The 18,571-nt window shown below is 64.4% G+C and carries 14 protein-coding genes; 11 read left to right on the top strand and 3 right to left on the bottom strand.

Annotated elements, in window-relative coordinates; genetic code table 11:
- Positions 1-27 precede the first annotated feature (27 nt).
- The 5 genes from GR138_RS27510 to GR138_RS27490 all read left to right on the top strand — a co-directional run bounded on the left by GR138_RS27510 (position 28) and on the right by GR138_RS27490 (position 6,183).
- On the top strand, positions 28-702 hold the full coding sequence (locus GR138_RS27510; protein ID WP_160862463.1) for a VirB8 family type IV secretion system protein: 675 nt from the start codon (positions 28-30) through the stop codon (positions 700-702).
- A 27-nt stretch (positions 703-729) separates the two neighbouring features.
- The gene (locus GR138_RS27505; protein WP_160862462.1) at positions 730-1,488 is read left to right on the top strand and encodes a TrbG/VirB9 family P-type conjugative transfer protein; all 759 of its coding nucleotides are present in this window, start codon (positions 730-732) and stop codon (positions 1,486-1,488) included.
- 78 nt (positions 1,489-1,566) lie between these two features.
- Positions 1,567-3,018 (top strand): TraB/TrbI/VirB10 family type IV secretion system protein, encoded by a 1,452-nt coding sequence (locus GR138_RS27500; protein ID WP_246200768.1) that lies wholly within the window; start codon positions 1,567-1,569, stop codon positions 3,016-3,018.
- A complete protein-coding gene (gene virB11 / locus GR138_RS27495; RefSeq protein ID WP_160862461.1) occupies positions 3,015-4,016 on the top strand; it encodes a P-type DNA transfer ATPase VirB11 in 1,002 nt (333 codons plus the stop codon). The genes GR138_RS27500 and virB11 overlap by 4 nt, the downstream gene beginning before the upstream one ends.
- A 73-nt stretch (positions 4,017-4,089) precedes the next feature.
- A complete protein-coding gene (locus GR138_RS27490) occupies positions 4,090-6,183 on the top strand; it encodes a DNA topoisomerase (RefSeq protein ID WP_160862460.1) in 2,094 nt (697 codons plus the stop codon).
- A gap of 417 nt (positions 6,184-6,600) precedes the next feature.
- On the opposite strand, the gene GR138_RS27485 is transcribed toward GR138_RS27490, so the two are convergent.
- The gene (locus GR138_RS27485) at positions 6,601-6,846 is read right to left on the bottom strand and encodes a WGR domain-containing protein (protein WP_160862459.1); all 246 of its coding nucleotides are present in this window, start codon (positions 6,844-6,846) and stop codon (positions 6,601-6,603) included.
- 386 nt (positions 6,847-7,232) lie between these two features.
- Between GR138_RS27485 and repA the strand changes: the two genes are divergently transcribed.
- The 5 genes from repA (at position 7,233) to GR138_RS27460 (ending at position 11,745) form a co-directional block, all read left to right on the top strand.
- Entirely contained in the window at positions 7,233-8,486 is a 1,254-nt protein-coding gene (gene repA / locus GR138_RS27480; protein WP_420853725.1) for a plasmid partitioning protein RepA, read from the top strand.
- Positions 8,486-9,541: a plasmid partitioning protein RepB gene (gene repB / locus GR138_RS27475; protein ID WP_160862513.1), complete on the top strand. Its 1,056-nt coding sequence runs from the start codon at positions 8,486-8,488 to the stop codon at positions 9,539-9,541. The genes repA and repB overlap by 1 nt, the downstream gene beginning before the upstream one ends.
- 260 nt (positions 9,542-9,801) lie before the next feature.
- On the top strand, positions 9,802-11,016 hold the full coding sequence (gene repC, locus GR138_RS27470; RefSeq protein WP_160862457.1) for a plasmid replication protein RepC: 1,215 nt from the start codon (positions 9,802-9,804) through the stop codon (positions 11,014-11,016).
- Positions 11,017-11,086: 70 nt separating this feature from the next.
- Complete coding sequence (locus GR138_RS27465) at positions 11,087-11,335, top strand: type II toxin-antitoxin system VapB family antitoxin (protein WP_160862456.1); 249 nt, start codon at positions 11,087-11,089, stop codon at positions 11,333-11,335.
- Positions 11,332-11,745 carry a type II toxin-antitoxin system VapC family toxin gene (locus tag GR138_RS27460; RefSeq protein WP_160862455.1) on the top strand — a complete coding sequence of 138 codons (414 nt, stop codon included), beginning with the start codon at positions 11,332-11,334 and terminating at the stop codon, positions 11,743-11,745. Before GR138_RS27465 ends, GR138_RS27460 begins: the two co-directional genes overlap by 4 nt.
- A gap of 39 nt (positions 11,746-11,784) precedes the next feature.
- Here GR138_RS27460 and GR138_RS27455 read toward each other — a convergent pair whose 3' ends face one another.
- Positions 11,785-13,737, bottom strand: a complete 1,953-nt coding sequence (locus GR138_RS27455) for an ATP-binding protein (RefSeq protein WP_160862454.1) — start codon at positions 13,735-13,737, stop codon at positions 11,785-11,787.
- 691 nt (positions 13,738-14,428) lie between these two features.
- Between GR138_RS27455 and GR138_RS27450 the strand changes: the two genes are divergently transcribed.
- Positions 14,429-15,442 carry a LacI family transcriptional regulator gene (locus GR138_RS27450; protein WP_246200766.1) on the top strand — a complete coding sequence of 338 codons (1,014 nt, stop codon included), beginning with the start codon at positions 14,429-14,431 and terminating at the stop codon, positions 15,440-15,442.
- Positions 15,443-16,175: 733 nt separating this feature from the next.
- Here GR138_RS27450 and GR138_RS27445 read toward each other — a convergent pair.
- On the bottom strand, positions 16,176-18,571 hold a 2,396-nt coding region (locus tag GR138_RS27445), incomplete at its 5' end, for a hypothetical protein (protein ID WP_160862453.1).

Raw genomic sequence — 18,571 nt, 5'->3', positions numbered from 1 at the left:
ATTGTCTCAAGATCAACTGGAAGTCCCATGAGCACGCAAACATCGCAGCACGTTTTCGAGGATGAACTGTTTTTCACGATCCGCCAGCAGCGCAACAACTGGGCGAAGATCGCCGTCGGCTCCGTGATCCTTGCGCTCCTTTCGATGGGCTGCCTGATCGCCATTCTGCCGCTCAACGAGACGAAGCCTTTCGTCGTCATGGTCGACAAGACCACCGGCGAGGCCGAGAAGATCGTGCAGGTCCGCCCGGCCACCCTCGAGCAGCAGGATGCCGTGCTGCAGGCCGAGCTGGTGTCCTATGTCGTCGACCGGGAAACCTACGATCCGGCCGACAACCGCTCGCGCATTCCCGACGTGATGAGCCGGTCGTCGAAAAATGCGGCCGAGACGCTGGCCGAGACCTGGAAGTCGAGTTCGCTGCAATATCCGCCGAACGTCTACGGAAACGAGGTTCGTGTGCGGGTCACCGTCAAGTCGATCTCGCTGACGCCGTCGCTGCGGCGCGGCGGAACCAACCTCGCCCGCGTGCGGCTCACCAAGTTCCGCGAGGAAAAGGGCAAGCAAACGGCGCAACGGACCTTCGTTGCGACCATCGGCTACGAGTTTTCCCCGAAGGAAGACGCGACGCTGGAGACCGTCTGGAAGAACCCGCTCGGCTTCAACGTGCTGGCTTACAGAATAGATGCGGAGACTGCTGAATAGATTTCCTGATTTTGAATAGGTTTTAAGATGATGAATAGATTTTTTCTTCCCCTGTTTTTCCTGTTCAGCCTCTCCCACCCCGTTTTTGCGGAGCAGGCTCCCGTCGGTTTCAAGTCCGATATCCGCATCAAGCGGTATGTCTATGACGAAAATAACGTCTACAAGCTCAATCTGTACCTGAAGTCGGTGACGGCCCTGCAGTTCGCCGACGGGGAAAACGTCGAATCTATCCTGATCGGCGACAGCGCCTCCTGGGAGGTGGTCAAGCTGAAGATGGGCAATGTCATCAGCCTGAAGCCGATCATCGACGAAGCGCTCACCAACATGACGATCTACACCGACCGGCGCGTCTATACGTTCGAGCTGATTTCGGCCGGCGAGATCAAGGCGGGCATGAAAGCGGGCGCCGACCAGGCCTTCCGCACGGTGTTCACCTATCCGGAAGAGTTCACCGCCGTTGACAAGAGCCTGGTGAAGGGCGGCCCGATCAACCAGAACTACATGGTGTCCGGGCAGACGCCGTTCCGCCCGATCGCCGTGCACGACAACACTTTGCAGACGACGTTCATCCTGCCCAAGGGCGCGCAGCGGCCCGCGGTGTTCAAGGTCGGCCACGACCGCCAGGAAAAGCTGGTCAATTCGCGCACCGATGGCGATCGCATCATCGTCGACGGCACCAGCGACTTCTGGGTCATGCGCATCGGCGACGAGATGGTCTGCATCGGCAGGGCCGGTGCCATCCAGATGGCGCAGGCCACCAGGAAGGATGTCGGCCATGTCAAATGACAAGAAACAACGGCAGCCGGCCCGCCGCCGCTCCGGCGTGTTCACACGGCACGGCAAACAGCACCAGGGAGGATCGTCATGACGGACAAGGAACAGGACGATCACCAGGACGATATCGACGCCATCGACGACGCAAAGATGGAGGCCGACAGCCAGCGCGCGGCGGAACGCGACGCGCTGCTGGAAGAGCGCCGCGCCCGGCAGATGGGCGGCGGCCGGCGGCAGAGGAGCGGGCGTTTCCTGGCGGTCGGCACGCTTTCGGCGGTCGCCTTCGCCTGCTTCGTGATCGCGGTCGGCCCCACGGCGGCGTTGCAGATGCTGGGCCTCGTCGAAACCAGGACGGGGCCGAAGACCTCGGAGGTCGATCTCGAAGTTGAGAGACTGAGCAAGGAGACCGCGGCGCTCGACTTCGTCGTCCCGCCCCTCGAGGAGGAAAAGGCCGAAGCGGTCGATCCCAATGTCGAATGGAGCAAGCGTTTCGAGCAGTTGAAGAAGGAGTTCGAGGCGGTCGCCCGCGCCAACAAGAAGCCCGAGATTTCGCTCAACGACGTGAAGGACCTGCTGCAGAAGTACAACGAGCAGATGGGCGACAAGCTGGCGGAAGAGCGCAAGCGCATGTCAGTCGAAAACCAGCGGCTGCGGGCCGAGGCCGAGCGGCTTCAGGAGGAAAAGCGTCGCACGGAAGAGGCGATCCGGCTTGAAGAGCAGCGCCGCAGGGAGCGCGAGGAACTCGACGACCTGCAACGGGAATCAAAAGGCGTGGTGGTCGACGACTCGAAGAATTCGCTGGCGTCGCTCGGCGGCTTCCAGGCCGATCCGAACGATCTCGACGGCAACGAGCGCTTTCTGGCCTCGGCCGCAAGCTCGGTCTTCGAGACGGCGAAATCCAGTTCGCTCGCCGACCCGTCGCGCACCGTCGTCCAGGGCACCATCATTTCGGCCGTGCTGGAGACCGCGATCGACACGGAACTGCCCGGCAATCTGCGCGCGCAGGTCACCGAGCCGGTCTATTCCTTCGACGGCCGGCGCGTCCTCATGCCGGCGGGCACGGTGCTGATCGGCACCTTCAACAACGACGTGGAGGTCGCGCAGAAGCGCGTCCTTATCGCCTGGAACCGCGCGGTGACGCCGGAGGGCAAGTCGGTCGCCCTCGGCTCGACGGGGACGGACGTGCTCGGGCGTGCCGGAACCGCGGGCAATGTCGACAACCGGCTGAAGACGAAGTTCGGCGCCGCGGCCCTGATCAGCACGATCACGGCGATCCCGACCGCGCTTGCCGCCATCGGCGGCAAGTCAAACGGCGGCACGACCATCAATGTCGGCAACGGCGCCGGCTCGTCATCACGGGGCGGCGGCGATGTCGGCGTCGGCCAGCAGGTGGCCGGCGAAGTGGCGTCGAATGCCGGCGACCAGCTTTCCGAACAGAGCTCGAGCATCCTGGAAAAATACCTTTCCCTTCCCCCCGTCATCCGCGTCCCGCAGGGCGAGGAAATCCGCGTCTTCGTCAACAGGGATCTCATCTTCCGATGAACTATCATCAGCCAAACCGGGAAATTTCCTACGTCGAACAATATCTTAGCCCGCTTCGCGACTATCTCGTCGACGACGGTATCAACGAGCTGTCGATCAATCCTGACGGATCGATCTTCGTCGAGGTGGCAGGCGCCGTGCACATGGAGCAGGTCGATGTCGAGCTGTCGCCCCACGCCATCAAGCGCCTCGGCGCGCAGCTCGCCGGCGAGACCCGCAACACGCTGGGCGCGCTGCATCCGATCGTCTCCGGCCGGGTGATGGTCTGGGGCAATCCGCAGCGTGTGCAGGTCGTCATCGAACCGGCGATCGAACACGGCGTCTCGCTGTCGATCCGCAAATATCTGACGCGCACCTTGAACAGCGCCGACATCAAATTCGTCGACGGCGGCCAGATCCGGGTCGAGGAGGCCCGGCGGCAGCGCCACAAGGAAATCGGGGCACTTGCCGAGGCCGGCGACCTGCAGGCGCTGTTTCGGCAGGTGATCGACGAGAAATTCAACATCCTGATTTCCGGCGGTACCTCCTCCGGCAAGACGACGGTGGCGCGCGCGCTGCTGTCCATGGCGGATCCGGACGAGCGCATCGTCACCATCGAGGACGCGCAGGAACTGAACCCGCCGCACAAGAACCAGGTGGGGCTGATCGCCGACCGCAAGGACAAGTCGGCGCGCAGTCCCTCGCGGCTGCTCGAAAGCTGCCTGCGCATGCGGCCGGACCGGATCATCGTCGGCGAAATCCGCGGCGTCGAGGCCTACGACTTTCTCGAGGCGATCAACACCGGCCATCCGGGCGCCATCACGACGATCCATGCCGACAGCCCCGAACTCGCCTTCGACCGTCTGGCGCTGATGGTGATGCGCTCCGGCGTGCAGATGTCGCACGGCGAGATCATCCAGTACGCCAAGAAGACCATCGATCTCGTCGTCCAGGTCGGCCGTCGCCACGGCCAGCGCGGCGTTCTCGAAATCTACCTCCCGTCCCAGAATCCCGGCTGATCCGGCCACACGCGGCGTCGGCGGCCGGCCCGGCCCGGCAAGCCCGCGCGGCACGACATTCAAGGAAGATTCGATGCGACTGTTCATCGCCGAAAAGCCCGAACTCGCCCGGGCCATTGTCGCCGGACTGGGTGGAGGCGCGCGCCGGGAGGGTTACTTTGATTGCGGCGAGGACCGGGTCACCTGGTGCTACGGCCACATGCTCAAGCTGCTGGAGCCCGAGGATTACGATCCGCGCTACGGCAAGTGGTCGATGGACGACCTGCCCATCGTCCACATTCCCTGGCGGCGCAAGCCGACGGAGGATGCCGGGCGGCAGGCGCAGCTCAAGATCATCCTCGCCTTGCTTGCGGCAGCCAGCAGCGTCGTGCATGCGGGTGATCCGGACGAGGAGGGCCAATTGCTGGTCGACGAGATCCTCGCCTATGCCAGATGCCGCCTGCCGGTGCTGCGGCTTTTGATCAACGACAACAACATCACGGTGGTGCGCCGTCAGCTCGCAGCGCTCAGGGACAACAGCGATTTCGCCGGCCTGTCGGCCGCGGCCGAGGCGCGCTGCATCGGCGACCAGCTCTACGGCTTCAACATGACGCGCGGCTATACGCTCGCAGCCCAGGCGCGCGGTCATCAGGGCGTCGTCAGCGTCGGCCGCGTGCAGACGCCGATCCTCGGCCTCGTCGTGCGCCGCTGTCGCGAGAATGCCGCCCATCGGCCGGTCCCCTATTTCGTCGTCGAAGGCCTGTTCGTTTTCGGCGGGACACGCTTTTCCGCGCGCTACCGTTGTGCCGCCGGCGACCCGGTCGATGGCGAGGGCCGGCTCAGCAGTGCGGACCATGCCACGCGCATCACCGACGCGGTGCGCGGCGGGGCGGCGAAAATCCTCAGCGCCGTGACGCGGCCGAATCGGACGCCCCCTCCCCTGCCCTACAATCTTCTGAAACTGCAGATCGATGCATCGCGCCTGTTCGGGCTGAAGCCGGACGAGGTGAAGGCCATCACGCAGACCCTGCGGGAAAAGCACAGACTGATCACCTACAACCGGTCGGACTGCGAATATCTGAGCGCGGAGCAGCACGGCGATGCCCCTGCCGTGCTGGCGGCGATCGCGCGGAAGGCCCCGAACCTTCGCGCCGCTGCGACGCGCGCCGATCCCTCCGTGCGCGGTCGGGCGTTCAATTCCGCAAAGGTTTCGGCCCATCACGCCATCATCCCGACGGGCAGCGCGACGGACAGCGCGGCGCTGAGGGAGGATGAGCAGCATATCTACGGGCTGATCGCCCGGGCCTATATCGCCCAGTTCTGGCCGGAGCACCGCGCCGCCCAGACCGAGGTGCTGGTCGCGGTCGCCGGCCGCCGCTTTGCCGCCAGCGCAACGGCCACCACCGCGCCCGGATGGAAAGTGCTCTATGGCGATGAACCCATTGATTCGATTGACGGAAGCCGCGAACATGGCGCTGGCGACGATCTGCGCGCGCTCGTCGAGGGCCAGGCCGGGACATGTTCGTCGGCGACGGCCGAGCGCACGCAGACCCGCCCGCCGGCGCTGTACACGATGCCAACCCTGCTTGCCGATCTGACGGGCGTCGCCCGATATATCCGCGACAGCCACCTGCGCGAGCTTCTCGTCGAGAAGGACGACGGCAAGGCGGGCGAACATGGCGGCATCGGCACACCCGCCACCCGCGACACCATCATCAAGGCGCTTTTCGACCGGGGTTATCTCGCCGAGCGCGGCCATTCCATCGTCGCCGCGCCGGACGGTCTGGCGCTGCACGACGCCCTGCCCCCCGCCGCGACATATCCCGATATGACCGCCGTGTGGCACGAGCAGCAGAAGGCGATCCTCGGCGGCGCCTATGATGTCGAGACCTTCGTTCACGATCTCGTCGGGCATATCGCTGACGAGATCGCCACCCTCAAGCGAAACGGCCTCGACATGCAGAAAAGCGCGCCGGCCTGTCTGGTCTGCGGCAAGCCGATGCGCCGCATCCAGAAGAAGCGCAGCACCGGCTTCTTCTGGGGATGCAGCGGTTTTGCCGAGGGATGCGACTACACGGTCGGCGACCGCGGCGGCCAGCCCGATCGGGAGCGACCACGGCGGGGACGGCGCCAGAGACGCAGACCCTCCGGCAGACGGACGCCGGCGCGGCCAGGCGGCACGCCCTGACGTCCGCGCCGCGCTGAGCAGGCCCTCGCCATTGCCCCGGGGCGGAGATTTTTGTGCCGGCAACGGCAGCACTTCGGGGATCGGTTGAAGCGGAGAACGAGACGGCCATGGTCAAGAGAGCGAGAAGCGAGAGCGTTTCAAACACGGCGCCCGACGATGCGGCCGAGGCGCCGCTGCCCGCCGCAGCCGATAGACCGTCGGACGACGAGGCCGACCCGCCGCGCAAGCGGCCGCGGCTTGGCGCGCGTGAACTGGTGCCGCTGGAACGCCTGAGAAGAAATGCTGGACGACGTGCTGCTCTCGTCGTCCGAACAGGTCCGGCAGAACGGCCCCGCCATCCGTGCCGGTTTCCGTGATTGTCGGAAATGTCGGCGGCGAGCTGGCATCACGCTGTTGACAGCTGTCAACCGCCGGGCGTCAACGGGCCACCGGGACATAACCGCGGCGTTGTTTCTCGCCGGCGAGCCGTTGTGCGTGCAGGCTTGCGGCGGCAAGGTCTGGCGCTTCCTGCGTCTGCTGGTGGGAGGAGACGCCGATGCGACCCCATTCGCGGACGAGCAGCACCGTCCCGAAAAGATCCTGCTGAACCGTCAGCCGGTAGAAGCGCTTCATGTTGCGTGCCGGGTCGCGACGCTCGAAATGGATCGATGGGCCAGATTGCATGGCAGGCACTGTCCGGGCAAAGTACGACCCTGTCCAACGCGTTTTGTGAATCGGTCAGGGGCGATCGATTCATGCCGGTGATGGCTCCATGCGGTTGACAGCTGTCAACGCCGCGAGAGGCCCCGGGACCGGCCTGATGCCGGCCTCACGACGCTCTCCGGCGTTAAGCAATCGTTAACCAAAAAAAACTTGACGCGACTCGGTCGTTGCCGCACCGTCCCTTACGGAAAGGAGCGAATATCAGGTCGCTCGCCGTAACTGCCAAGAATGTCTGTAGCTTTTTTCATCCCCGTATATCCCCGGTGACGAGAATCGCGCACATAATGGACGAACCGCCCAGCGCGGGCGCATGGGCGCCGCCGATCGGGCGTAGATGGAGAATGGAGATGGCCTTGCCGTCGGAAAACAGCCCCGGGGAACAGACAGTGCCGCTGCGGCCGGCGGACGAGACCATCGCGGAGGATGCGCAGGCGCTGTCCCTGCAGCTCAAGGCGATGCGCGAACGTCTGTTCCCGCCGGCCTCGCGCAAGACGCTGCGCAGCTTCACCTCCGGCGAGGCTGCGAAACTGATCGGCGTGTCGGACGGCTATCTGCGGCAGATTTCGCTGGCAGGGGAGGGGCCGGAACTCGCCACCGGTCCGGGCGGACGGCGGATGTATTCGCTCGCCGATATCGATGCGCTGCGCCAGCATCTGGCCGAGCAGGCGCGCGCCAAGGGCAATGTCGCCAAGGCCCGCTCCTATGTCCGCTTTCGTGATCCCGCACGGGGCGAGCACCTGCAGGTCATTTCCGTCACCAACTTCAAGGGCGGATCGGGCAAGACGACCTCCTCGGTGCATCTGGCCCAGCACCTTGCCATGACCGGCCACCGCGTGCTTGCCATCGACCTCGATCCGCAGGCCTCCCTGTCAGCGCTGTTCGGCTACCAGCCGGAACTCGACCTTGTCGGCAATGACACGATCTACGGCGCCATCCGCTATGACGGCGAGGCCCGCCCGCTGGCCTCCATCGTGCGCAAGACCTATTTCCACAATCTCGACCTCGTGCCGGGCAATCTCGAACTGCAGGAATTCGAACATTCGACGCCGCGCGCACTTGCCGAGCGGCGGGCAGGGGATACGCAGGGCCTGTTCTTCACCCGCGTGCAGTCGGCGCTCGCCTCGGTCGCCGACGACTATGACGTCGTCGTCATCGACTGCCCGCCCCAGCTCGGTTATCTCACGCTGTCGGCGCTGTGCGCCTCCACCTCGGTCATCGTCACCGTGCATCCGCAGATGCTCGACGTCGCCTCGATGAGCCAGTTCCTGTTCATGACGTCGGACCTGCTCGGCGTCGTGCGCGAGGCGGGCGGCCAGCTCAACTTCGATTTCCTGCGCTACCTCGTCACCCGCTACGAGCCGCATGACGGACCGCAGGCGCAGATCGTCGGCTTCCTTCGCTCGCTGTTCGGCGAGCGGGTGCTGACCTCGGCCATGTTGAAATCGACCGCGATTTCCGATGCCGGCCTCACAAAGCAGACACTCTACGAGGTCGGCCGCGAGAATTTTTCGCGCGGCACCTATGACCGGGCGATGGATTCGCTGGAATCCGTCAACAGCGAGATCGAACAACTGGTTCACCAGGCATGGGGACGCGCATGATGACCGGCCGCGACCGCAAGAACTCCATCAAGTCGCTGTTCGGCGGCGATATCGTGCCCGCCGAGGCGCGGGCGCCCGAGACGAAATCACTGCCCGCTGCGCCAGAGACCGGCCGGGCTTCGTCCGGTGCGGTCAAGGCGATGGGGCTGACGCTCTCCTCGCTCACCCGTGAGGCGGAAGAGGCGCGCGCGCTGCGCCAGACCCTCGAGGAGGGCGAGCGCATCGTGGCACTCGACACGGACAGGATCGACCGTTCCTTCGTGAACGACCGGCTGTCCGACGCCGAGCGCGACGATCCCGATTTCCTGACGCTCGTCGAGAGCATGCGCGAAAACGGCCAGCAGGTGCCGATCCTCGTGCGGCCGGCAGGGGAGGGGAGCGACCGCTACCAGATCGCCTACGGTCATCGCCGCTTCCGAGCCGCGCAGCGCCTTGGGCAGCCGGTCCGGGCGATTGTCCGGCCGCTCTCGGACGACGAGCTGGTGCTGGCGCAGGGCAAGGAGAACGCCGAGCGGCGCAACCTCAGCTTCATCGAGCGGGCTCTCTTTGCCCATGCGCTCGTTGCGCGCGGCTTCGAGCGCAAGCTCGTCGGCGACGCGCTGGCCGTGCAGAAAAGCGAATTGTCGCGCCTGCTGCAGGTCGCCGATGCGGTGCCCCTTCGCTTCGTGCGTGACATCGGCCCGGCGCCGAAGGTTGGCCGCGAGCGATGGATGGCGTTCGGGGCGCTTTTTGCGAGCGGCAACGGGGCGGAAATCGAGAAGGCGACGGACGAAGTGTCGTCCGGACGGTTTCAGGCCGCCAGCAGCGACACGCGGTTCCAGCTGCTGTTCGACAGGCTGACGCGGCGGACGAAGAAAGCTGCCGCCGCCGGCGAGGCGCTGACCCGACCGGACGGTGCGGTCTTCGCAAGGCTGGAGCGGAAGGGCAAGTCGGCGCGGATCGCCTTTGCACCGGATGTCGATGCGGATTTCATCGCCGCCGTGACGGGGCGCCTGCAGGCGGACTATGCCGCCTTCCTCGCCGCCCGAAAGGGAGCGGCAGGGGAAAAACCCTGATCGCAAGACCACGTGATTCGGCCGCAAGGCGAGCCGGGTAAAGCCAGGAAAACCACGGAAAGGACGCGCGAAGACAAGAAAAAAGGCCCCCAAAACGTCACCATTTCGGAAGCCCTCTTCTATGTAGCAATTCGAGAGAATCACTTCCAACAGTCAAAGTCAAGAGTCGCCCGGCCGTAGCGTTGCGCGAAAGAGAGACTTCGTCTGCCTGATGGCCGGCGTTGACGGGACCTCCTTGCCTCAAGCCAGGAGACCGAACGATGATGGAACGCATTGCGACGACGCCTTTCGGCGGCGGGCGGATGACTGCGCGCCTGTTTCAGCGCCAGCAGGACGCGGCCGAAAGGCAGGAAAGACTGCGCGCCGGCGAGGGCGGCAACGACGGCGGCTGCGCCGACAAGTGGCAATTGCTGCGGGCGCTGACGGAGGCGCGCCAGGTCTATGGCCTCGGCGACCGCACGATCGCGGTCCTGGAGGCGCTCGTCTCCTTCGCGACGGCGCGGGCGCTGGATGGGCGAGAGGCGATCATCGTCTTTCCGTCCAACCGCGAGCTGTCGCTGCGTGCGCGCGGCATGGCGCCGGCGACGATCCGCCGGCATCTCGCCGCCCTTGTCGAGGCCGGCATGATCTTTCGGCGCGACAGCGCCAACGGCAAGCGCTACTGCCGGCGCGACGACAGGGGTGTCGCGGAGGAGGCCTTCGGCTTCGATCTGGCGCCGCTTGCGCTGCGGGCCGGGGAAATCTTCGAGGCGGCCGAGATGGCGCGCGCGCAAGACCGCGCCCTGCGGGCGCTGCGCGGCGAGGTGACGCTGCACCAGCGGGATATCGCCAAGATCGTCGCCTGCGCCCTGGAGGAGGGCAGGGCAGGGGACTGGGCCGATTATGCGCTGCGTCTTGCCGCGCTTGCCGGGGGGCTTGGCCGACGGGCTGCGCGCGATGTGCTCGCGCCGCGCCGCGATGGTCTTGCGCGTCTTCGTGCCGAGGTGGAAAATGCTTATCTTTCAAGTCTTTCAGAAGACGAAATGAGCGCCAATGACCATCATGACGAGCGCCATATACAGAATTCAAAAACAGACTACCCGTTTGAACAAGACGGCCATGACATAAAGCAGGCAGAACCGGCGGAGACAGAAAAGGCGGCACCAGAGCGGAAGATGGCGATCAGCCTGACGCGGCTGAAGCGACTGTGCCCGCAAATTGGCGATTACAATCCGAACGGCATCCGCAACTGGACGGATCTTATCGCGACGGCCGATCTTGTCCGGTCGATGCTGGGCATTTCGCCGGATGCCTGGCGCAAGGCGCGGGCGGCCATGGGAGACGCCGCCGCCGCCGTGGCGATCGCCGCCATGCTCGAGCGGGCCGAGACGATCCGGTCGCCCGGCGGCTATCTGCGCGACCTGACGGACAAGGCGGCGCGCAATGTCTTCAGCGTCTATCCCATGTTGCAGGCGCTGGAGAAACCGCGGCGGTGACCGCCTGCCATCATCTGCCATCTTGATGGCAGGGCGCTTTCCGCCTATATTCGGCCAAAGGAGTTTTGCCATGGTTGAACCACAGCTTTCCGTCCGCAGCGCCCGCGCGCGCGATCTCGCGCATCGTCTGGCGCGGCGGGAAAACCGCTCGATCGCCGACATCGTCGAACGCGCGCTTGAGGCCTACAGCGTGCGCGAGACCGGCCGGGAGCCGGCGAAGAGCTTCTATCGCCGGGTTTCTGGCAGTTTCGGCGCCGATCTCGATCTCGAAGCGGTGATCCGCGCGCAGCGCACGCCGCATGCGGGGCCAGACCTTTGATCTTTCTCGATACCAATGTCGTGTCGGAAACGCTGAAGAAGACGCCGGCGGAGCCGGTGATCGCCTGGCTCGAGCGTTTTGATGCGGAGCTTGCGCTGCCGACCGTGACGATCGCCGAAATCGCCTATGGCATCGAGAAGATAAGGCCGGACCAGCGGGCCGACCGGCTGGGCCAGGGCCTGGACGACTGGCGCCGCCGCTTCGCCGACCGAATTTTCGCGCTCACGGAAGAGGCGGCCCTGGCCTATGGCGTCATCATGGGCGAGGCGGCGAGGGGAGGGCGCGTCATGTCTGCGCCCGACGGCATGATCGCCGCCATCGCCCGCGTCAACGGCGGCCGCCTTGCCACCCGCAACCTGCGCGATTTCGCCGGAACCGGCCTGGACCTGATCGACCCCTGGGCGTTTTGAGCCCGGCGGGGCGTTGTCGCGGCCGTCGAGCTGCGCCGGCTATTCCACCGCCATGGTCGCCCAGTTCGGCAGGGTCGCGCTGGCCCTGACCGGATAGGGAAAGAACAGGTCGAAGCGGGTTCCCCAGCGCGGCGAGCTGCGCACGTTGATGCCGCCGTCGAGAAGCTTGACCGCCCTGAGAACCATGGGCAGGCCGAGCCCCGTGCCGCCGTCCTGGCTGCGCGTCGTGAAGAAGGGGTCGAAGATCCGGCGCAGGTCCGGCGTCGCAATGCCCCCGCCCGTGTCGCTGACGCTCACCCGGACATAGCGGCCGGCGGCAAGCTCTCCCTGCGTCATCGCGCGGGGCGCGGTCTGCTGGATCACCGTCACGCCGAGCGTGACCGTGCCGCCGTCGCTGACGGCCTCGCCGGCATTCTTGCACAGATTGAGCACGGCCTGCTGCAGGGCAAGCGCGTTGCCGCGGATGCAGACCGGGCCATCGGGAAGGCGGATGCGGAAATTCGTCGAGGCCGGAACGCACATTTTCAGGTCCGGCAGGATCTCGGTCGTCGCTGTCGCGACGTCGAAGGATCCATAGGGATGCTCCGGCTGCCGGCTGAAGGCGAGGATCTGTTCCACCACCCGCTTTGCCCGCTCGCCGGCGCTCTGGATGCGTTCGACATAGGCGCGCGGGTAGGAGCCGGGATTGAGCGCGTCCGCCGCCATTTCCGCATAACCCATGATCGGCATCAGCAGATTGTTGAATTCATGGGCGATCGTGCCGGCGAGTTCTTCCCCGCTGTGCGACGACTTGGCGGGCGCGGCGCTCGAAACGAAGGAGGGCGTCATGTCGCGGCGCCCCTCGATGACCTTGGCCAGGATCTGCGTCAGGAACTGCAGCGTCTTGGCATCCGTCGCGCGCCGGGCGCTGCCCGGCCGGCACTGCGCGGTCAGCATCACCCCGGTGCGATCGCCGTGCCAGGCGACCGAGGTGATGGCGTCGGGCTCGGCCTGGCCGTCGGCCGCCTCGAGGGCCGGCTCCGGATAGCGCCACAGCGTCAGGTCCGACAGCGTGCTGCTGCGATTGTGCAGCTCGAGGATGGCCTCCTCCACCAGCCCGTCCGTTGTCGGGGAGCGCGTCTGCGATGCGTAGATGCCCTGGATCGTGATGGTTTCCGGATCGAGCAGGGTGATCGACGCGGCCGACAGGCCATAGGCCTCTTCAACACGGTCGAGGATGGTGCCGACAGCCGGTGCGAAACCGTGGGCCTCCTGCGGAAGCCCGGCAATGGCATCGTAGATCGCCTTTTCGGAGCGGATGCGGTTTCGCGCCTGGCGCGCGCTGGCACGCTGATGATAGGCGAGGAGGCCGGACAGAAGCATCAGGCACGCCGTCGCCGCACCGAGGGCGTGCCGATGGGCGGACAGAAGGCCGGGCGCGGGCATGGCGACGGCTGCGGCAAGGACCGGCCCGGCTTCGTCGTCGCGGACAAAACGTGAGGGGCGCGGCTGCGGAACGGCAAAACGCTCGATGGCCATTTGGTTGGTCTGCCAGAGAACAGTGGCGACGTCCCGGTCGTAGCGCCGCTTGGCGGGGGACACGGTCTTGCGTCGCTTGACCGACGGCCGCTCGTCATCCTGGCCCAGGCGTTGCAGCGACCGGGCAAGCGACTGGGGCAGCCGATCGATCCGCGTCTTCCTGAGAAACGTTTTCCATTCCTTGGAGACGGAGGCGAGCCGCACCGGCTCCGGCGCTTGTGCAAACCCGCTCTCGGACAGGCCAGCAAACGGGTCGGGACGGCCGATCTGCTCGCCTGTGGTCGCGGCGCTGCGCGTGTCGAGGGGCAGTGCCGTCGCGCGGGCCGGCGCGGGATCGGCCAGAACGAGGCATAACAGCACGACGCCGGAGGGAAGGATTGCACATCGCCTGGATGGCGTCTTCCGCGGGTTCGGAGCGCGTGCGGCGACGGAATGCGCGGCGGTCCGGTCGGTCAGGCTTTCAACGATCAGCATGCCATCCTCACTTCCTGGTTTGCAGGATCGCGCAACGGACCGGCCCGGAGAAACACGTCATGTGCCGCTCCGGCGATGATGACGGGGACTGCCATGCCTTCATGCAGGCGTGAAAAGCCCCGACGGTTGCTCGATCATCGCATTTCCCATCACCGCAAAGGGCGTTTCCGGAAGGCATGTTCGCATGAGGATCCACCCCTCCACTTCACAGCGGAAGACGACGGACGGGGTGACTGCCCCTGCACGCGAACGTTGTCTTACGAAAGGAGGCCATTTGCTGCCCCACCACGACGACCCCACTCCCCGCGGGACAGACCGTGGCATGCACTCGGTAGTTTTGGCGCTTTTTGGCACCTATCCGCCATGTTGTAACGATACACATTCGATTTGTCCATTAAACTTTTGACGGTCAAATTGGTTCCCATAGAAATTGACGTCGATCGCACTATGCTTAGAGTCTCGTGACTGGCCGATGAATTCGAGTCAGGGTTGCGGCCGGGAATCCTGTTGTGCGGCAGGGCTTTGGGCCGGCGCACAGGGCCTGGAATTGCGCAGTACGGCGGCACGGGGTCGAGCTTGCAAAACGACGAGGGCGCGACCTAGACTGAATGGCGCCAGCCGGCCCTTGGCGTGGGGAACAAAGGCGTGAGAAAGAGGTATCACGTTGGTTCGGCACGGAAGTCCGCCCACATTGAAGACGATCGCCACCGCATTGGGGCTCGGCGTCACCACCGTGTCGCGCGCCCTGAGGGACGATCCGAAAATCGGCCTGAAGACCCGCATGTCGGTGCAGGAGGAGGCGCGCAACCTCGGCTACCGTCCCAGCCGGGCCGGACTTCGCCTGCGTACCGGCAAGACCAACGTCATCAGCCTCGTGCTGGATACGCAGGAACAGGTCGGCAGCTTCGTCTCCGAGATGATCTTCGGCATCACCGAGGCGCTCGCCGGCACAGCCTACCATCTCATCGTCACGCCCTATTCGCGGCTGAAGGATGCGATGGAGCCCATCCGCTATCTTGTCGAAACGGAATCGGTCGACGGCATCATCATCTCGCGCATCGAACCGGACGACGAGCGGGTGCGCTACATGCTCGAGCACGACATGCCATTCGCGACGCATGGGCGCACATTCGCCGGGCTGCAGCATCCCTATTACGATTTCGACAACGAGGCTTTCGCGCGGATCGCCGTGCGCCGGCTCGCCAATCTCGGCCGACGGCGGCTGGCGCTTCTGGCGCCCCCCGCGGATCTGAGCTTCCACGACCATATGCGGCAAGGCTTTCAGCGCGAACTTTCGCAACACGGGCTGGAAGAGGTCCGCTTCCAGGCGGTGACGAACGACAATTCGATCGAGCAGATCCGCTATGCCGTCCGCGACCTGATGCGGCAGCCCGTTCGCCCGGACGGCATCGTCAGCAGCTCCGGCGGCGTCAGCGGAACCGGCGGTGCGCTGCTCGCCATCATTGCCGGCCTGGCCGATGCCGGGGTGTCTCCGGGGCGCGAGGTGGACATCGTCACCAAGCAGCTCTTCAAGCGGTTGCCCATCTTTCGCGAGCAGTACCATATCGTGCACGAGGACGTGCGCGAGGCGGGACGCGAGCTGACAAAGTCCCTCATCGCCGCCATCGACGGCCAGCCGGCCGAGGCCCTGCAAAGCCTTGCCATCCCGGCGAACGTCATCTGGCAGATCCCGGAAATTCCCTGAAGCGCGCGGTGCGAGGTGTTTTCCCGGCGTGATGCTGGGAACGATCCGGTATCTCGCGCCTGCCGTTCCAGCACAGCATGGCAGAAAGGCGCTATAGAAAACGCCAACACGCGTATTCGCCGCTTATACCGGCGATACTGACCTGGCGACCGTATCCAACGCGATCTCGCCCACGCACCCCTATCTCAACGACCAGCCGCAAAGGTTCCTCGGCGGGCGCCGGCATGATGCCCGTTGACGAGCTTCTCCAGCCTTTTGTGTGGCGAGCTTCTCCAGCCTTTTGTGTGGCGAGCTTCTCCAGCCTTTTGTGTGGCAGGATATATTCTCATGTAGTTACCTCCAGCCTTTTCGGGACCGCCGCCTGGCCCACGCTTCGCTTTGGGAGGCCGCAAGCGGTCGTCGGACCCGAAAAGGCTTCCGGTAACTACATGAGAATATATCCTGTTATCCTAACCCTAACCCTAACCCTAACCCTAACCCTAACCCTAACCCTAACCCTAACCCTAACCCTAACCCTAACTCTAACTCTAACTCTAACTCTAACTCTAACCTGTCACTGCGTTTTACGGTGGTCACGGGAACAGAGGTATGAACCTCTTCAGGGCATGAATTTCATGTATTGAGCTATCTACTATCTACCTATTCTCGAAGTCCTCCGTGCCAAGCCATCCTCCTTTCCGCCACTCCATCCACTCTTCAACGGCATAACCAATCGGCATGATGCCGAAGCGAACTATTCGCTGCGCTCCACATCGGGAAGGCGGCGGCGCATCTTCCCAACAATGTTCTTGGCCACCGGCGCAGTAGTGTCGAACAGCTTCTCGGCGATCTGGCTGAGAAAGACAAAGCTGACGAAGAACGTGCCGAACTGGACGGAACCGACAAAGGTGCGGTTGTAGGGGTTCGAGATGTTCTGGAACAAATAGTACCAGCTGCTGGCGGTCCATTCGTGGGCATAGAGGGCGGCAAAGGTGACGACCCTCTTCTTGACCCAGTGCTCGATGGACAGGAAGTCCTTGAGGATCTGCTTCAGCGCCCTGCCAAACCGAAGGCGGCGGGGATCGGTCGAGCTGAGGATTTCGTACTCCTGCTTGAAGATGTAGTAGTCCTCAAGAATTCTGTCGGCCGAGACGAGCAACAGTCCGGGGACCACACCCAGAAGCTCCCAGCCCAGACGCCCGCCGCCGACCATGGGATGCTCGACATCGTTGATGAACTTGGACAGGAAGCCGATCAATGGCCCGCCCTTCAAGGCATAGCTGTACTCCTGGACGATCCTCTTCGGGTAGGGCAGTGCAGTAACAACGGGGGCGCGATAGGCTCCCATGGCCAAGGCGACATGCTGGGTAAGCACCTCGAAGGCGGGCTGCGCAAGGGTGTAGGAGGTGACGGCAACGGCGTTCATGCCCGCGGACACGCGGATGCCACCATCCGCCGAGGCTGCGTATCGAATGACCTGCCAGAAGAACATGAGGGCGATGCCCACATCGGGAACAGCCTTGAAGATGGCGAGGCAGGCGGCAAGGATGCGTCTCTTGCGGCTCGGGTTGTTGACGATCATGATGTGGACGAGCTCATAGGCTTGGCGTCTCAGTTCGGTGGCGTCCGGGGTTGCCTCGCTCTCAGCCTGGGCCGTGGTGTCGGGGATGGCGGCTGGGACTTGGGTCGCGCCGCTCACAGACTGTGTCGGGATGAACGCGGGAATGACGGCGGCAATCTCCTCTCGGATTTCGCGATCAGTCAGGGGGCGCTCGTCTGCCGGTTCGTCCTCGTCCTCGTCCTCGTCTTCGTCGTCGCTGTCCTGAAGGGCCATGAACTCCGAGAGAGCCTGTTGAAAGCGCAAAGCAGCATTGTTCCCGTCGATGTCTTGCACCTGCCCTGCAAAGTCACCCAGCCTGACCAAGGCGTTCACGGCCTTGTCCCATTGCGAGCGCTGAGCCTCACTGCCTGCCATGCTGGAGAGATCCTTTTTGATGTCCTCCAAGCTCAACGCGTCGATGATGGAGGCAGGGTCCGTCCCACTCATTTTCGCCATGAGCTTGTCGACGGCGGGATCGGACGTGCGTTGGAGCAGGTTCGCCCAAGGGCTGTTGGCCTCCTCAAGGTTGTCCACAAGCGCATCGAGCTCCGCCATGCCCTCCTCGGATTGCGGCACAAGGATCGTCTTGCCCGCAAGCGTTTCGGCCATCTCCTCCAGAAGCGTCAAGACCGCCTTGGCGCACTGCAGATACACGAAGCGTGCTTGTCTGTCCTCGGGAACGGCCAGAGCATTGTTGAACCAGTTGTTCCAGCTCGGAAGCTCCGCGTTCGGCTGCAGGTTCAGCTTCTCGTCGGTGCAGATCGCTTCAATTGCGGCGTGGAAGCGCCCGGCGTCGTCGGTGACATCCTCGAATGCCCTGTCGCGCTTGTCATCGTCACCGAAGTCGTAGATGCGGGCATTGTCGATCTTGGCCAGATACAGGCGGTCGGCTTTCTTAGCCAGCGTGGTGGTCAATTCGTGCAGTGTCAGGAAAGCAGGGTCGATCTCTTTGAAGAGGTCGGGCAGCACGGTCTTGAGGACCGTAACCGCGTAGGCCTCGCAGGAGGCGAAACCATAGTGGGAACCGAAGGTCAGGGTCTCGCCGCGGCTGACGGAAATCTCTTGGAGTGCCAGGATTTGCAGGAACTGCGAGAAAGCGTCCGCGTCGGCATCGAAGGACATGACGAATTCCGTGGGGTGAACCGAGAAGGGAAGCTCATGGTAGGGCTCGGTCGGGGCTGATGCGATCTTGCGAAGCGGGGTGAATTCCGCAAGGGTTCCAGCCCACTGGTCGCGTCGAAGGGCAAGCAACATGTTGGCCGGACCGAGTGCCTTGGTTCCCTTGGGCGAGCAGAAGGCGCGGGAAAGATCGTCCTCCGGTTCGAGGGGGCCGAGGCGTTCGCAGCCGACGACCTTCTTGATGATCGTCCTGGCAACCTGCCAGTCGCCGTCCTCCTGAGGAACAAGCAGAACCGACAGAACGATCGGCTGGCCGTCCTTGTCCGAGTGAGGACGGGCGATGATCTCGGTATGAAAACCGGTGCAGTCGCGGTTGGCCTTGCGGTTGGGCTGGCAAAGCACGTCGATGGTGCAGCCACCGGTCGCCTTGA

The sequence above is a fragment of the Shinella kummerowiae genome (assembly GCF_009827055.1).
Taxonomy (GTDB): Bacteria; Pseudomonadota; Alphaproteobacteria; order Rhizobiales; family Rhizobiaceae; genus Shinella; species Shinella kummerowiae.
Note: the sequence above shows the minus strand (reverse complement) of the source record. Positions and strands in the feature narration are given on the sequence as shown.

What these genes read in the sequence shown, in the direction of transcription:
- GR138_RS27500 (WP_246200768.1), top strand. Translation starts at nt 1,567, where the DNA reads ATGACGGACAAGGAACAGGACGATCACCAGGACGATATCGACGCCATC.
- GR138_RS27455 (WP_160862454.1), bottom strand. Translation starts at nt 13,737, where the DNA reads ATGCTGATCGTTGAAAGCCTGACCGACCGGACCGCCGCGCATTCCGTC.
- GR138_RS27465 (WP_160862456.1), top strand. Translation starts at nt 11,087, where the DNA reads ATGGTTGAACCACAGCTTTCCGTCCGCAGCGCCCGCGCGCGCGATCTC.
- GR138_RS27510 (WP_160862463.1), top strand. Translation starts at nt 28, where the DNA reads ATGAGCACGCAAACATCGCAGCACGTTTTCGAGGATGAACTGTTTTTC.
- repC (WP_160862457.1), top strand. Translation starts at nt 9,802, where the DNA reads ATGATGGAACGCATTGCGACGACGCCTTTCGGCGGCGGGCGGATGACT.
- virB11 (WP_160862461.1), top strand. Translation starts at nt 3,015, where the DNA reads ATGAACTATCATCAGCCAAACCGGGAAATTTCCTACGTCGAACAATAT.
- repA (WP_420853725.1), top strand. Translation starts at nt 7,233, where the DNA reads ATGGCCTTGCCGTCGGAAAACAGCCCCGGGGAACAGACAGTGCCGCTG.
- GR138_RS27490 (WP_160862460.1), top strand. Translation starts at nt 4,090, where the DNA reads ATGCGACTGTTCATCGCCGAAAAGCCCGAACTCGCCCGGGCCATTGTC.
- GR138_RS27485 (WP_160862459.1), bottom strand. Translation starts at nt 6,846, where the DNA reads ATGCAATCTGGCCCATCGATCCATTTCGAGCGTCGCGACCCGGCACGC.
- GR138_RS27505 (WP_160862462.1), top strand. Translation starts at nt 730, where the DNA reads ATGATGAATAGATTTTTTCTTCCCCTGTTTTTCCTGTTCAGCCTCTCC.
- repB (WP_160862513.1), top strand. Translation starts at nt 8,486, where the DNA reads ATGACCGGCCGCGACCGCAAGAACTCCATCAAGTCGCTGTTCGGCGGC.